Raw genomic sequence first — 13,209 nt, forward strand, 5'->3', positions numbered from 1 at the left:
CATAGCCAGCCGCGTCGACAAACGCCCTCGCGCTACCGTCCGCGCCGCTTGACCGGCTTCTTCTTGGCGGCCGCGGGTTTACCGCCCGAACCTGGCTTGCGCGTCGCGGCAGGCTTCTTGGCGGACGCGGGTTTCTTTGCGGCGCCGGGCTTCTGCGGCTGACTCTGCCCCGACGGCGACCGCGAGCTGCGCTCGGAGCGGCCCCGCACCACACCGACGAACTCCTCGGTCAGATCGTTGGTGTTCGCGGTCGGCCAGGCCAGCACGATTTCGCTGTCCGGAGCGTCGGCGACGGTCCGGTAGACCAGATCACGCCGCGCATGCAAGCGCGCGATGGAGTGCGGGACGATGGCTTGGCCGACCCCGGCCGCGACCATCTCGAAGATCACGGCCGCCTCGTCGATATCGCTTGCGTCCTGCATCTTCTCATCGTCGAGATCGGCCAGCCGGACCTCGGTGAACAGCGAGATCGGGTGCTCCTTGGGCACCACGACCACCGGCAGCTCGCGATACAGCGGGATCGCGCTGAGCCCGTCCCGGTCGATCGGCAGCCGCACGAAGCACATGTCGACCCGGCCCTCCTGCAACGCGGGTAGTGGGTCGGCAGCCGTGAGCGCGACCACTTGCAGCGGAGTATCCGGGAATCGCTCACTCCAGATCCGGGTCCACTTCGAGACCGTGACACCGGGGACGAACCCGACCCGCAGCGCGCCGGGCGCATCCGAGGTTTGCTCCTGACTCTCCGACTCGGCGCGCACGATCAGCTCCCGCGCCGCGTGCAGCAGTTCTCGCCCGTCGTCGGTCAACTCCGTCGGAGACGCACCCGGCACAAAGAGTTTCGTGCCCAGCTCGTCTTCCAGTTCGATGACCGTCTGACTCAATCGCTGCCGGGAAATATGCAGCGCCTTCGCCGCCCGCGCGAAATGCAGCTCCTCGGCAACCGCGGCAAACCAGCGCAGACGCTCGACGTCGATCGAGGAAAACCGGTTCATTCGAACAAGCGTATTGCACCCCCACCGGGTCACCTGCGAACCACCCCCGGTAGCTCCGACTATGCTGGCCGGGTGAGCCAGGAGAAGAATTCGCAGATGATGAAGCCGCTGACGGCGGCAACCAAGCTCGGCATCTACCTTCCGGCGACCCCCGAGGAGTTTCGCAATTCCTCGTTCACCCGCGCCCAGCTCGAAGCCCTGCGCACCGATCCCCCGGAATGGTTGACCGAACTGCGCCGCACCGGTCCGTTCCCGCGTGACATCAGCGCACGCAAACTCGGCATCTCCAACAGCGGCCTGCAGCGCGCCGACGTCGCCGACGCTCTCACCGCCGCCGAGATCGAGTCCTTGCTGGCCGACCCGCCGGAATGGCTGGTCCGCGAACGCGCCAACTTCGTCGCCGTCCAGGCCGAAGCGGAGCGCGTCAAGGCCAAGGAAGCCGAACGCCGAGCTGCCTCCAACCGCCCGGCCAAGAACCGCGGCTGATCTCGGGCCTCAGCCGAGTGGCGCTTCCTGGACCGCCTTGTACAGGTCCTCGATCGCCCCGGCGCCCAGCACGGGTGGTTCGAAGGTCAGGAGCCACCGGTCGCGGGAGGTTTCGCTGAACGTCGAGACGACGATCGCGACTTGGTCGCCGGACCCGTTCTTGTAGATGAGGCGGAAGTCGGTGCGGCTCCCGACGACGGTATGGGCGCCGAACCGCTGGGCTTTCGCGCCGAACGCGCTCGAGGCCTGTTGCTGCCGCTGCGCCGATTCGTAGGTGTAGAACGTGTACGCCATTTTGCCCTTGCTCCCGAGCGAGCACTCCCACCGCGATTGCCACGGGTCCAGGGCTGTCAGATCGCCATCCTGGGGATAGGACTTCTCCCATTTGGCCGTGGGCCGGCACCCGGCTCCGTTGTAGCCCGTACCCTTCTCCCGGACGTCGCTCGGCAACATCTGGGGGAAGGCCGCGGCCATCGCGCGCAGATCCTGGTGGCCTTTCGAGCGACCGGTGATCTGGGAAACCCAGGTCGTTTCGTCCTGCCAGACCCAGATTCCGCAACCGGCGATCAGGGTGCTGATCACACCCAGAACGATCAGCGCGGTCCGGCCGCCGGACCGTCGGCGCCGGACCGGTGGTCGGTATCCGGACGGCGGGTATCCACTCGCCGGCCACTGCGCCGGAGTCGGCTGGGGTGCGTAACCGCCTGCGGGAGGCCGACTTCCGGCGTAGGGCTGCGCGGGCATCGGGTGTGGCGTGTGCGCGGCGGCCGCCATCGGCCCAGGCGTTCCGGACAGCACCCGCTGCACTGCCGCCGCGAACTCGGTGCACGAGTCGTACCGTTCATCGGGGCGTTTCGCCAGCGCACGAGCAAGCACATCGTCGAGCTCGCGGGGCAGACCGGGCCGCAGACTGCTCATCGGCGGCGGCGGTTGTTGCAGATGCCCCTGGATAACCGTTGCCATGTGCGGTGATTCGAACGGCGCGGTGCCGCTGAGCAGCCAGTACAGGCTGCACGCCAGCGAATACTGATCCGTCCGGTGATCCAGCTGCGCGCCGGTGAGCTGCTCCGGGGCGGCGAAAGCCAGTGTGGCGGTGAAGCTTCCGGTTCGGGTGAGATGGCCGGTGTCCTCGCGGGGGCGCGATCCCGAAGTCGGTGAGCAGCACCCGTTCCTGGCCGGCGTCGCGGGCGAGCAGGATATTGGCGGGCTTCACATCACGGTGCAGGACGTTCATCCGGTGCGCATAGTCCAGTGCCGCAGCGGTTTCCGCGATGATCTGCGCGGCTCGGACCGGCGGCAGGGTCCGCGGATCCACCGACGACGCATCGATCCCGTCGATGTATTGCATGGAGATCCACAGCTGTTCGTCCTCGTCGCCGCGGTCGAACACCGTGACGATGTTCGGGTGATCCAGCTGTGCCACGAGATCCGCCTCCCGCTCGAAGCGAGCACGAATCTCGTTGTCCGCGAACAGCTCCCGGTTCAGCAGCTTGAGCGCGATCTGCCGGGGCAGGCGCGGGTGGCGGGCCTGATAGACCGCACCCATTCCGCCTTGCCCCAGCAGACGTTCGATCGTGTACCCGGCGAAGACGTCCCCCGGTCGCAGCACGTAACTCCCCTTCTACCCCGCACCGCGTTCGGTCAGGCGGCCATGGCCCAGATCAAGGCGATGATGGTCAGGAACATCACTGCGCCCAGGATGGCCAGCAGGATCTTCATGTTCGAGGCCATTCCCTGCGCCGGTTGCTGCGGCGGGCGGTAGCCGCCGGGCTGGTACCCGGGCCCAGCCTGATATCCGGGCCCGGACTGGTAGCCGGGCTGGCCGTAACCGGTTGCGGGTAGCTGATTTCCGGTGTGCTGGGGCCGCGGCTGCTGGTAGGGCATGGGCTGCGGGGTGGGCGTGTGATGCGGTTGGGACTGCTGGCCGGTGCTCGGTTGCGCGGTCGGCATCGGGTGCGGCGTGTGCGCGGCGACCTGCATCGGCATGGGTGTCGGGCCGGTGGACGGGCGGTGCCCGGCGCTGGTGCCGGATAGCACGCGCTGCACCGCCGCCGCGAATTCGACGCACGAGCCATAGCGGTCCGCGGGTCTTTTCGCCAGGGCGCGGCCCATCACCTGATCGAGAGCCTGCGGGAGATCCGGCCGCAACGCACTCACCGGCGGTGGCGGTTGCTGCAGGTGCCCCTGGATGACCGCGGCGGCGTGCGGGGATTCGAACGGCACCGAGCCGCTGAGCAGCCAGTACAGGCTGCACGCCAGCGAGTACTGGTCCGTGCGGTCGTCCAGCTTCGCGCCGGTGAGCTGTTCGGGGGCGGCGTAAGCCAGTGTGGCGGTGAAGGTTCCGGTCTGGGTGAGCTGTTTGGTGTCCTCGCGCGGGCGCGCGATCCCGAAGTCGGTGAGCAGCACCCGTTCCCGGCCGGCGCCCTTGGCCAGCAGGATGTTCGCCGGTTTCACGTCGCGGTGCAGCACGTTCATCCGGTGCGCGTAGTCCAGTGCCGCAGCGGTTTCGGCGACGATCTGCGCGGCGCGCTGCGGGGGCAGCTTGCGCGGATCCACCGAGGACGCGTCGATCCCGTCGATGTACTGCATGGAGATCCACAGCTGCTCGTCTTCGAGGCCGCGGTCGAACACCGTGACGATGTTCGGATGATCCAGCTGCGCAACGAGATCCGCTTCCCGTTCGAAGCGGGCCCGGATCTCCTCGTCCTCGTACAGTTCCCGGCTCAGCAGCTTCAGCGCCGTCAGGCGGGGCAGGCGCGGATGCCGCGCCTGATACACCGAGCCCATGCCACCCCGGCCGAGTAGTCGTTCGATGGTGTAACCGGCGAAGACATCACCAGGCTCCAGCACGTAACTCTCCTTCCCCTCGAGCGCAGGCGGAGATCCGTGCAACTCTTCGAACTTCCGGGCGGTTTGCTCGGATGCTACCCGGTCGGCTCAGGCTCCGGCCCATCGTTCGCGGCGGCGGCACGCACCAGACCCGCGAAAGCGCGACCGAAAAGGGTAGTGTGCACGAGCGCCAAATGCAGCTGGTGCAGGCCGATTCGTTCCGCCCAGCCGGCAGCGAGCGGATAGTGCTCCTGGTAGGCGGACATGATCCGATCCAGGTGTGGCGCACCGCCGAACAGGCGCAGCGTCGCCAGGTCGGTCTCGCGGTGTCCGCCGTGCGCGGCGGGGTCGACCAGCCACGCCTGATCGCGGCCCCACAACAGATTGCCGGGATGCAGATCGCCGTGCAGCCGGGAGGCGGGCTCCTCCGGTGGGTCGGCCCGGTCGAGAGCCGCCTCGACGGCCGCGACATCACCGGCGGTAAGCGCCCCGGCATCTCGGGAGCGGCGCAGATACGGTTCGATCCGCCGGGCGCGATACCACTCCAGCCAGGTGGCGTCCGCTTCAGCTGGGGTGTTGTCCAGCGGTTCGGTACCGATGTAACCGGGCCACTCGGCGCCGAAAGACGGGCACGGGGCTCGGTGCAGTGTCGCCAGCCCGCGGCCGAATTCCTCTGCGGCTGCCGCTGTGGGCGATCCATGGGTGATCCACGCCATGGCAATGGTGCGGGCATCCACCGCGATCACCTCCGGCAGCGGCGGTCCCCCCGGCACCGCGAGCCACCGCAGACCAGCAGCCTCCGCGGCGAAGAAGTCCGCGGGCGGCGGTGTCGGCCGCCGTTTCGTGAACAGCTCATGCCCATCGTCGAGGGTCAGCCGTTCGGCGACGCAGATGTCCCCGCCGGCCACCGGCGTCACCCGAATACGCTGATGCTCCACCATCATTCCCAGCTGCCGCGGGTTGGCGCGAAGCCATGCGAGATCCATGCGCCAGAGCCTACGAGCAGTGCGGCCCGAGAGTCAGCCTGCGGTCGTCGCGCTACCGGTGAGCATCCGATAGGCCCAGGCCGAAGCGATAACCGACAGCGGGATCGTGACGAGCAGACCGAGACCGCACAGAATCGCGCCGACGACATTGAGTGCGGCCAGCGTGACCGTCAGCAGCAGCATCGGACCGACATTGGCACGGATCGCGGCGGCGCTGGCCCGAATCGCATCCGCCGCGCCCAGATCGCGATCGATGATGAACAGGTAGGTCCACTGCAGCAGGAACGCAACCACCAGTGAAGCGATCCCGCACAGCACACCGAGAAGCGTGAGCAGCGCACCCCCGGCCCCGACCAGCACCTGCGCGACCACCCCGAGAACGCCGATCACCACGGAGGCGATCAGAAACTGCCCGAAGTTCTTCAACGTGGTGAACCGGTTGAGACTGGGCCGCTCCCCCGCCACCTCCGCCAGCCCCGCCTGCGTGAAGACATTCCAGAACAGCGTGGTCAGCAACCAGGTAAGCACCGCGCTCAACGTCAGCACACCGGCCGTCTCGACATCGGTATCGAACCCACCGGTCGCCCCGGTGACCACCCCCAGCAGAATCCCGAACAGCGCCGTCACCCCAACCCACGGCACCGGATTCGCCTTGAATCGCTGCCACGCGAACGACACCGCATTACTCGCCGAAAACCGCACCGGCTCGGCAAACCCACCCGGCTGCCCTTGCGCGTAATACTGCTGCTCCCCCTGCCCGGGGTACTCCTCGTACCGCCGCTCCCCTTGCGGGTCATAGGGCTGATCGGGATCGAAGGGCGAAGTCATACGGTGCTCCTCTGCGCGGGCGTGACGCTGCGAAAACAGACCGAGACGTACTTTCCACGCAGAATACCGGCCGCTGCCCCCTCCCAGGCTCTACTGCGGTTGCGAGTACGACACGATCACCTGGAGAAAAGGCTTGATCCCGCCACGCAGCGGTGGGTTCGCCGCAATGTCACGGACCGATGCCGGGACGTCCTGTCATCATCGTTCGCCTGACCAGCCGCCGCTCGGCGGTCTGGGCAAATCCGCCAGCAGCTGGACAAGTTCACGGTCTCGATTGAATCCTCGCTCCGTGATCAACCGAATCGCCTCGGCAGCATCCGTCAGATCCCTCGCGCTCGCGACCTCAGCAAGGCTCCTGAGATCTGCGCTGTCCTGCGGACGACTCTCGTCGTCGCGGGCAAGCAACTTCAATGCGATTAGGTCGTCCAGTGGCATCCGCGCTGGTCGAGATCGGAAGCCGCCTTCCGAAGGGCGGCCTCGAGCGGGTTCACGCGAACCTGGCCGATGGTCGGCCTCGCCCTTCGCCGAGCGGTTCATATGGTCGCGATTGCAGCCACTCGTCAATGGCTGAATCGATCACCGACTCGTCCGCGTTCGGATGCACCGTTGGGCACTTTGTTGGTCCCACCGAGGATCGTGGCGAGGAAGCTCAGCAGCTGGGGCTCGGTGACGCCACTCGATTTTGCCCGGTTGACGGCATTCAGCAGGAGATGGGCGATGCGGTCCGGTTCGCCGTCCCACTCGTCCTTTTCGTATCCGAAATCAATAGTGACACCGTGACGCTCGCGAAGTTCCGCGGCCAGCACTGCGATCGCGTCCCACCGATTCGCACCCCGACGCAGGCAGTGCAGGCCCGGCCCTTCGGGAAACCATCGACAACCCTCCGGCGGCGCATCCGCGAAAACCGCGAGTCGGCTCGTGTCGTTGTTCCAATCGAAGAAAACCGTGAAGTCGTGGACCGCTTCGCTGTCGCCATCGATCAGACCGAGTTCGCGGGACAGCTCGTACCAGCGGTCGGGTCGATCAGCTTGGCGATCTCGTAGCGCGCGAACCGCACGTCGTCGACCACAACTTCCAGCCCGCTGGGGCTGCGGACCCGCCATCCGTCCTGGATGGCAGTAATAGTGGCGATCGTCTCCGGCACGTCCGACATCGTCGCACGTCAGACAACAGCCAACGGCGCTACGCACCAAACACATTCGTCTTCAACGGGTTTGCGGCCGTCACGATTGGCCCGCGGGGCGGAACCCCTGGTGTCAGTTCTCCGCGGCGAGCTGGCCGCAGGCGGCGGCGATTTCCTGGCCGCGGGTGTCGCGGACGGTGCAGGGGACGCCCTGTTCGTTGACGCGGCGGACGAATTCGCGTTCGACAGGTTTCGGGGCGGCGTCCCATTTGCTGCCGGGGGTGGGGTTGAGCGGGATGACGTTGACGTGCACTCGGGAGCCCAGGGCTTTGTGTAGCTTCTTGCCGAGCATGTCCGCACGCCACGGCTGATCGTTGATATCGCGGATCAGGGCGTATTCGATGGACACGCGGCGGCCGGACTTGTCCGCGTAATACCGTGCGGCGTCGAGGACTTCGGCGACCGGCCAGCGATTGTTGACCGGTACCAACGTGTCTCGGAGTTCGTCGTCCGGAGTGTGCAGGGACACAGCCAAAGTCACCGACAGGTCCTCGTCGGCGAGTTTGCGGATGGCCGGGGCCAGACCCACCGTCGACACCACCACGTTGCGCTGGGAAATGCCGAAGCCGTCCGGGGCGGGTGCGGTGATGCGGCGCACGGCCGCGACCACGCGCTTGTAGTTGGCGAGGGGTTCGCCCATGCCCCCCGTTTTACAAATGCCCTGACCAGTACTTATGTCAGAAAAGACGAGGTTAGGGGGCTATTCTGTAACGCAGATCACCGAATAGGATTTCGATGCAGTACAGCGCAGCCCGCCCCGTATGAAGTTGGGATTTAACCCCTATTCCTCGGCCGCCAGCTGACCGCAGGCGGCGGCGATCTCCTGGCCGCGCGTATCGCGTACGGTGCAGCTCACGCCGGATGCGATCACTCTCCGGACAAACTCATCCTGGACAGGCTTGGGGCTGGCGTCCCATTTGCTGCCGGGCGTCGGGTTGAGAGGAATCAGATTCACGTGAACGAGCTGGGCCAGATGCTTCCGGAGCAATTTGCCGAGCAGGTCTGCTCTCCAGGGCTGATCGTTGATATCTCGAATCAATGCATATTCGATCGATACTCTTCGACCAGTTCGGTCGGCATAAGCTCGCGCGGCATCGAGAACTTCGGCGACATCCCATCGCTCGTTGATCGGCACCAGAGTGTTGCGCAATTCGTCATCCGGAGTATGGAGCGAAACTGCCAAGCGCACTTGCAAGCCCTGTTCCGACAGCCGCCTAATAGCCGGTACGACTCCGACTGTCGAAACAGTAATGGAGCGCTGAGATATTCCAAGACCAGCCGGAGCAGGATCAGCGATTCGGTGAATCGCGTTAATGACCCTGCTCACGTTGGCGAGAGGTTCACCCATTCCCATAAATACGATATTCGAGAGCCGTCCGGGGCCACCGCTCATTTTACCGTCGCGGATCGCAGCCGCGCCCAGACGAACCTGGTCGACTATTTCGGCGGTAGAAAGATTACGAGTGAGCCCACCCTGTCCGGTCGCACAGAAAGGACAGGCCATGCCACACCCTGCTTGGCTTGAAATGCACAGGGTCGCCCGATCCGGATATCGCATCAGAACGGTTTCGATAAGCGACCCGTCGTGTGCGCGAAGTAGGGTTTTCAAGGTCGTTCCGCTGTCGCAGGAGATCGTGCGAACCTCAGTGAACAATTGAGGCATCAGCTCTTCGGACAGGCGAGTTCGAACAGATGCCGGAATATCCGTCATTGCATCGGGGTCCGTAGTCAGACGTCCGAAGTAGTGGTTCGAAAGCTGGTTTGCGCGAAAGGGCTTCTCACCGATGGCAGCAACGGCCGCGCGGCGGTCCTCCGTGGACATGTCCGCTAGATGGCGGGGAGGAAGGCCGCGGGTCGGGGCGTTGAATACCAAGGGCAATGACGTCATAGTGCGTCTATTGTCTCACATGGAACGCAGGGGCTTCCGGGTGCGCTGTCGCACGACCCTCACCGTTGGTACAACGGTTGGAGATTGAGCGCCGGTTTTACGCGCCGACTTGCGGAGAACGAATTTCGATCAGGATGCAGTCCGGTAATTGCGGACGCTCGCCAACTGTCGCAGAGCTTCGGGAATATGATAGCCCTGGGGCGAATAGCGCAATATGTGATGCTGGCTTGATCCATCGGCACGAAACTCGAATGCCGCGACCGCCACTGATTCCCTGTGCGCTTTGGTGGATGCTCCCGGCGCGACGGAAGACGAATTTGTCATGTGGCCGACTTCGAGTCCGATGAGAATCTTTCGACGCCCGTCCGGATAGATCCGAGTCTGCCGGCCCACACCGCAACGCTTCGTAGCAGCCGTGACTACCGATCGACCGGCCGCGATAGCTGCGCGAAGGGCTGTTTCACCCGGTCCGATCGCGACAGGAACGGCAGGCTGGTCTACCGCGATCCAGTTGGCGTCAAGCTCATACGCAGGCGGCAGCGGGCTGACGTCGTACTTACTGAAGTTCAAACCCGCCGAGAATTGGAACCCTATCGCTCCGCGATACGACCGCCGCAGGGTGCTGAGATACCGATTTTCTACGTGCGATGGCTCGCCAGGATCGCCCAGGTGGACAACCTCATCAGGCACGAGTTCCTGAATCATGCGTACCGCCGCAAACAGTGCATCCGGGTGATGGCGAGGCATCTCCAACGTCGGCATGACGAGGACGATTCTGCTTGCGGCGACGCCGATCGGTCTCGGCTTCCGCCGACTGGGATCGAAGATCGAAACATTATTTTCGGGCTGCTTGTTCATTTCATACCTGAGTTGTGTGGATTGATGGCGACGATTGCGCGAGTGATTTCGACTAGCGCTTGTGCGCCAGCAAGGGCGCGTCCGCGAAGCCCCTGCGTCGATCAGGCAAACCTCTGCTGATCCTTCAGCCCGGGATCGGTTAGGCGACGTGGCGACGGACGTTGGCCTGGGCAATTTGCCGCCGAAGTTTCGCTTCGGCCCGGAGTCGGTCCTCCCACGCGAGGATGTCGGCCAGGGCATAGCGACGAAATCGTCCCGGCTTGATGAAGTCGGGTCCGGTGCCGGTGTAGGCCCAGCTGTCCAGCGTGCAGACCTCGACCTTGAGGCGTAGTGCGACTTCCTTGCTCGTCAGCCAGATGTCGGTGGTGTTGTCCATTGCCTTTTTCCTTAGTTGATGTGGTAGCCGATTGGCGTCTGTGAGCTAGCTCGGTGCCGAGCACAGGCTCGACGACACGGGCACCACATGGGGCCTGACGTGCGGCTACCTGTTCTGCGCCTGCCACAGTACGCAGTTAACTGCACGGTTTCAACCTGCTAAGTGCATAGAATCGGTAGTGAGACCATGTACTAAATCCTGAGAACGTCTGGATATGACGAAGGTAACTACAGATCGCGTGGGCATGAGATGCGCAGCCAGGTCATGTAGTATCGACGGCAATGTGGGTATAGCAGCGCGTTCTGCGAGCCCTTCTACACAGAGTCGAGGCGATGACTACACAACACCCCGAGTACCTAGGGCAGGTAGTGCAGGCACGGCGTGCAGAGCTGGGCCTGTCCAAGCAGGCGATTCATGCGGCCGTGGGGCTGAACCCGAGGACGATCGACAAGATCGAAAACGGCGAGGCCGGACGAATCCGCAATGACACCCTGCCCAGGCTGGACACGGTGCTGGGATGGGAGGAAGGCTCCGCATCGGACGCCTTCACCAAGCACCTGCCGCCGAGGGTCATCGACATCGCTAATGAGCCCCAACCGACGTCAAAGGTGCTCTACGTTCCGATCCCGGCCAACCTGTTTCAGGACACGGTGCGGATGGCGCAGATGGTGACCGAGGTCGCGGGCGATGATGAACGTCTCGCACCGCTGGTGGAGGGCATGAACACCATCGCTGACCGCATGCTGAGGGCGTGGACTATCGCGGATATCGAGCATCAGCGCTTCGATAAGACATTGAGCGCGGCCACTATCGAGATGCTGTTGGGCCACTATCTGCGCCGTACGCCGCAGGCACCCACCGCCGACGACCACACAGAGTTGATGTATCTGCGGTGGCTACTGGGGCGACTGCCGGAATCGGAGTCCGAGCGGGCGGAGGAGTTCGCGCAGCGGTGGTCACAGAGGGAACAGACACTTTCGGCAACCCGACGGATCAACCGGTGAGGACTCTCATGGCACTGTCGCTAGCTGGAAAGATCAACCGCATGATCGCCTATTCGCACCGTTGGGACGAACCGGCGATGGACAACCTCGAGATCGCTGCCGCGCTGACCGAGGCGCTGGGGCGGACGGTGGACCCCGGCGAAATCGCGGCTCTGCGCACCGGTTCGGTCGTGGAGATCACGCGCGAGGTCGCGGACGCGCTGTGCGCACTGTGCGGTGTCACCGATGTGGCGTACCTGCTGCCGGTCGGCGACGAAGATGTGGATATCGACCTGCGGCTACAACTGTGGACCCTGGCGCGTGATCGCGGAGTGCAGCACGTTGCGGCGCGGGCGTTGACCCGCGACAAGCTCAGGGAGCTGATCGCCGATCTTCGCGCGCTGCCTGTCCGCACCCGATAGTCAGCCTCCGGCTGCGCGTCATTCGATGCGACGGAACCCGATTTCCAGATTCGCCGGGCGCAACGTCAGATTCTCCTCGACATCGAGTTCGCCGTGTGCGGTGAGGGCGTAATCGCGCACCAGTGACGCGATGAGCAGTTTCGCTTCGTGTAGCGCGAAAGCCTGGCCTATGCAGGCGCGCGGGCCGGTGCCGAACGGTCGATATGCCCAGGGTTTGGGCCGGAAGCCGCCCATCCAGCGATCAGGGCGGAACTCGTCCGCGTCGTGCCCCCACACCGCCGGATCACGGTGTACCGCCAACAGCAGTACGAACACCCATTCGCCCGCGGCGATGGGGTATCCGCCCAGGGTGGTGTCCTGGCGGGCTTCGCGGAAGAAGCCCGGCGCCACAGGCCATAGGCGGAGCGCTTCGGCGATCACCGCGTCGGTGACCTCGAGCTTGGCCACGTCATCGTAGGCGATACGGCCGTCGGTGGTCAGTGCGCTGGCCTCTGCGCGTACGCGCGCGGCCAGTTCCGGGTCGTTGGCCAGGAAGTGCGCCACGAAGGCCAGCAGGTTGCCGGTGGTCTCGTGCCCTGCAACGAAAAGCGTCAAGACTTGTTCGACAAGGTTGTCGTCGGGCAGCGCCGGCCCCTCGACGGGGTACATCATGCGGTCCAGCAGATCCGGGTACCGCTGGCCGGACTGTCGCCGCGCCTCAATCACCTCGGACACCACGCCCTTCATGAACGCGACATCCGCGTCGTTCTGGCGGGCGCGCTTGCCACCGGTCAGCTTGCCCACCACGGGGATTGCCGACTCCTGGGCGTAGGCGAACACTCGTGTGAGCGCGTCGGCGAACGGGTTTCGGCCGGTGTCGCGATCGGTGAATGCGCCGACGGGGTAGCCGAACCCGGCCAGCCCGATGGCCTCCAATGCGGCATCGCCCATCATCGCGGCGGTGTCGGTGACGGTACGCCCCTGTCCGAGCCACTGCGCGGTCTGCTCCGCCACGTGGACGAAGGCGTCGTGGTAGTCGGCGAGGGCGGCGGGAACGAATCCCTGAATCAGCGCCTCGTGGCCGCGTTTCCACTCCATCGAATCGTTCGAGGCGGTGAACAGACCGTTACCGGCGATGGCGCGCAGCTTCTCGTACGGGCGGGCGAAATGGCGCTGCCAGGACTTCTCGTCGATGACCTCGCGCATGAGGTCCGACGACCCGGCGAAGGTCAAATGGATGCCGCCGACGAACGTACGCCGATACAACGGCCCGAGCTGGCTGAACTGCCACAACGTCTTCTGGTTCGGGCGTTTGCGATCCATGCCCAGCACATCACCCAGAATCGGCACACGCTTAGGAGGATGCGGAATGCTCTGCGCCGCAGTAGGTTTCGTCATA

At 64.9% G+C, this 13,209-nt stretch carries 15 protein-coding genes and 3 pseudogenes; 3 read left to right on the forward strand and 15 right to left on the reverse strand.

The genetic code is table 11. From position 1 onward, the window contains the following. Positions 1 to 32: 32 nt before the first annotated feature. The gene (locus tag IBX22_RS07135; RefSeq protein ID WP_194814539.1) at positions 33 to 992 is read right to left on the reverse strand and encodes a LysR family transcriptional regulator; all 960 of its coding nucleotides are present in this window, start codon (positions 990 to 992) and stop codon (positions 33 to 35) included. A gap of 72 nt (positions 993 to 1,064) precedes the next feature. On the opposite strand from IBX22_RS07135, the gene IBX22_RS07140 reads away from it, so the two are divergent. Next, positions 1,065 to 1,478: a DUF5997 family protein gene (locus IBX22_RS07140; RefSeq protein WP_194814540.1), complete on the forward strand. Its 414-nt coding sequence runs from the start codon at positions 1,065 to 1,067 to the stop codon at positions 1,476 to 1,478. A 9-nt stretch (positions 1,479 to 1,487) separates the two neighbouring features. On the opposite strand, the gene IBX22_RS38480 is transcribed toward IBX22_RS07140, so the two are convergent. From IBX22_RS38480 to IBX22_RS07190, 13 genes and pseudogenes are all read right to left on the reverse strand, one after another. Beyond that, complete coding sequence (locus IBX22_RS38480) at positions 1,488 to 2,678, reverse strand: hypothetical protein (protein WP_339401693.1); 1,191 nt, start codon at positions 2,676 to 2,678, stop codon at positions 1,488 to 1,490. Further along, positions 2,677 to 3,024, reverse strand: a pseudogene (locus IBX22_RS38485) (serine/threonine-protein kinase); the annotation flags it as partial. The gene IBX22_RS38480 and the pseudogene IBX22_RS38485, both read right to left, overlap by 2 nt. A 95-nt stretch (positions 3,025 to 3,119) precedes the next feature. Next, positions 3,120 to 4,328: a serine/threonine-protein kinase gene (locus IBX22_RS07150; RefSeq protein ID WP_194814541.1), complete on the reverse strand. Its 1,209-nt coding sequence runs from the start codon at positions 4,326 to 4,328 to the stop codon at positions 3,120 to 3,122. A 74-nt stretch (positions 4,329 to 4,402) separates the two neighbouring features. Then, positions 4,403 to 5,293: a fructosamine kinase family protein gene (locus IBX22_RS07155; protein WP_194814542.1), complete on the reverse strand. Its 891-nt coding sequence runs from the start codon at positions 5,291 to 5,293 to the stop codon at positions 4,403 to 4,405. A 33-nt stretch (positions 5,294 to 5,326) separates the two neighbouring features. Further along, positions 5,327 to 6,121, reverse strand: a complete 795-nt coding sequence (locus tag IBX22_RS07160; RefSeq protein WP_194814543.1) for a hypothetical protein — start codon at positions 6,119 to 6,121, stop codon at positions 5,327 to 5,329. A gap of 198 nt (positions 6,122 to 6,319) precedes the next feature. After that, positions 6,320 to 6,541 (reverse strand): annotated as a pseudogene (locus IBX22_RS38240) (hypothetical protein); the annotation flags it as partial. Positions 6,542 to 6,608: 67 nt separating this feature from the next. Next, positions 6,609 to 6,749, reverse strand: coding sequence for a hypothetical protein (locus tag IBX22_RS38490; RefSeq protein WP_375540205.1), 141 nt, complete (start codon positions 6,747 to 6,749; stop codon positions 6,609 to 6,611). After that, positions 6,682 to 6,927, reverse strand: a complete 246-nt coding sequence (locus IBX22_RS07165) for a hypothetical protein (RefSeq protein WP_194814544.1) — start codon at positions 6,925 to 6,927, stop codon at positions 6,682 to 6,684. The genes IBX22_RS38490 and IBX22_RS07165 overlap by 68 nt, the downstream gene beginning before the upstream one ends. A gap of 173 nt (positions 6,928 to 7,100) precedes the next feature. Further along, entirely contained in the window at positions 7,101 to 7,265 is a 165-nt protein-coding gene (locus tag IBX22_RS07170) for a hypothetical protein (RefSeq protein WP_194814545.1), read from the reverse strand. A gap of 112 nt (positions 7,266 to 7,377) precedes the next feature. Beyond that, positions 7,378 to 7,947: pseudogene (locus IBX22_RS07175) on the reverse strand (radical SAM protein); the annotation flags it as partial. A gap of 138 nt (positions 7,948 to 8,085) precedes the next feature. Continuing rightward, positions 8,086 to 9,192, reverse strand: coding sequence for a 23S rRNA (adenine(2503)-C(2))-methyltransferase RlmN (gene rlmN / locus IBX22_RS07180; protein WP_194814546.1), 1,107 nt, complete (start codon positions 9,190 to 9,192; stop codon positions 8,086 to 8,088). Positions 9,193 to 9,321: 129 nt separating this feature from the next. Continuing rightward, a complete protein-coding gene (locus tag IBX22_RS07185) occupies positions 9,322 to 10,050 on the reverse strand; it encodes a hypothetical protein (RefSeq protein WP_194814547.1) in 729 nt (242 codons plus the stop codon). Between the two features lie 139 nt (positions 10,051 to 10,189). Beyond that, a complete protein-coding gene (locus IBX22_RS07190) occupies positions 10,190 to 10,426 on the reverse strand; it encodes an AlpA family transcriptional regulator (protein ID WP_194814548.1) in 237 nt (78 codons plus the stop codon). 332 nt (positions 10,427 to 10,758) lie between these two features. Between IBX22_RS07190 and IBX22_RS07195 the strand changes: the two genes are divergently transcribed. Both IBX22_RS07195 and IBX22_RS07200 read left to right on the forward strand, forming a co-directional pair. Next, positions 10,759 to 11,430 carry a helix-turn-helix transcriptional regulator gene (locus tag IBX22_RS07195; RefSeq protein ID WP_194814549.1) on the forward strand — a complete coding sequence of 224 codons (672 nt, stop codon included), beginning with the start codon at positions 10,759 to 10,761 and terminating at the stop codon, positions 11,428 to 11,430. 8 nt (positions 11,431 to 11,438) lie between these two features. Then, positions 11,439 to 11,831, forward strand: a complete 393-nt coding sequence (locus IBX22_RS07200; protein ID WP_194814550.1) for a hypothetical protein — start codon at positions 11,439 to 11,441, stop codon at positions 11,829 to 11,831. Positions 11,832 to 11,849: 18 nt separating this feature from the next. On the opposite strand, the gene IBX22_RS07205 is transcribed toward IBX22_RS07200, so the two are convergent. Continuing rightward, on the reverse strand, positions 11,850 to 13,208 hold the full coding sequence (locus IBX22_RS07205; protein WP_194814551.1) for a cytochrome P450: 1,359 nt from the start codon (positions 13,206 to 13,208) through the stop codon (positions 11,850 to 11,852). Position 13,209 lies beyond the last annotated feature (1 nt).

It is taken from the genome of Nocardia sp. XZ_19_385, from assembly GCF_015355755.1.
Taxonomy (GTDB): Bacteria; Actinomycetota; Actinomycetes; order Mycobacteriales; family Mycobacteriaceae; genus Nocardia.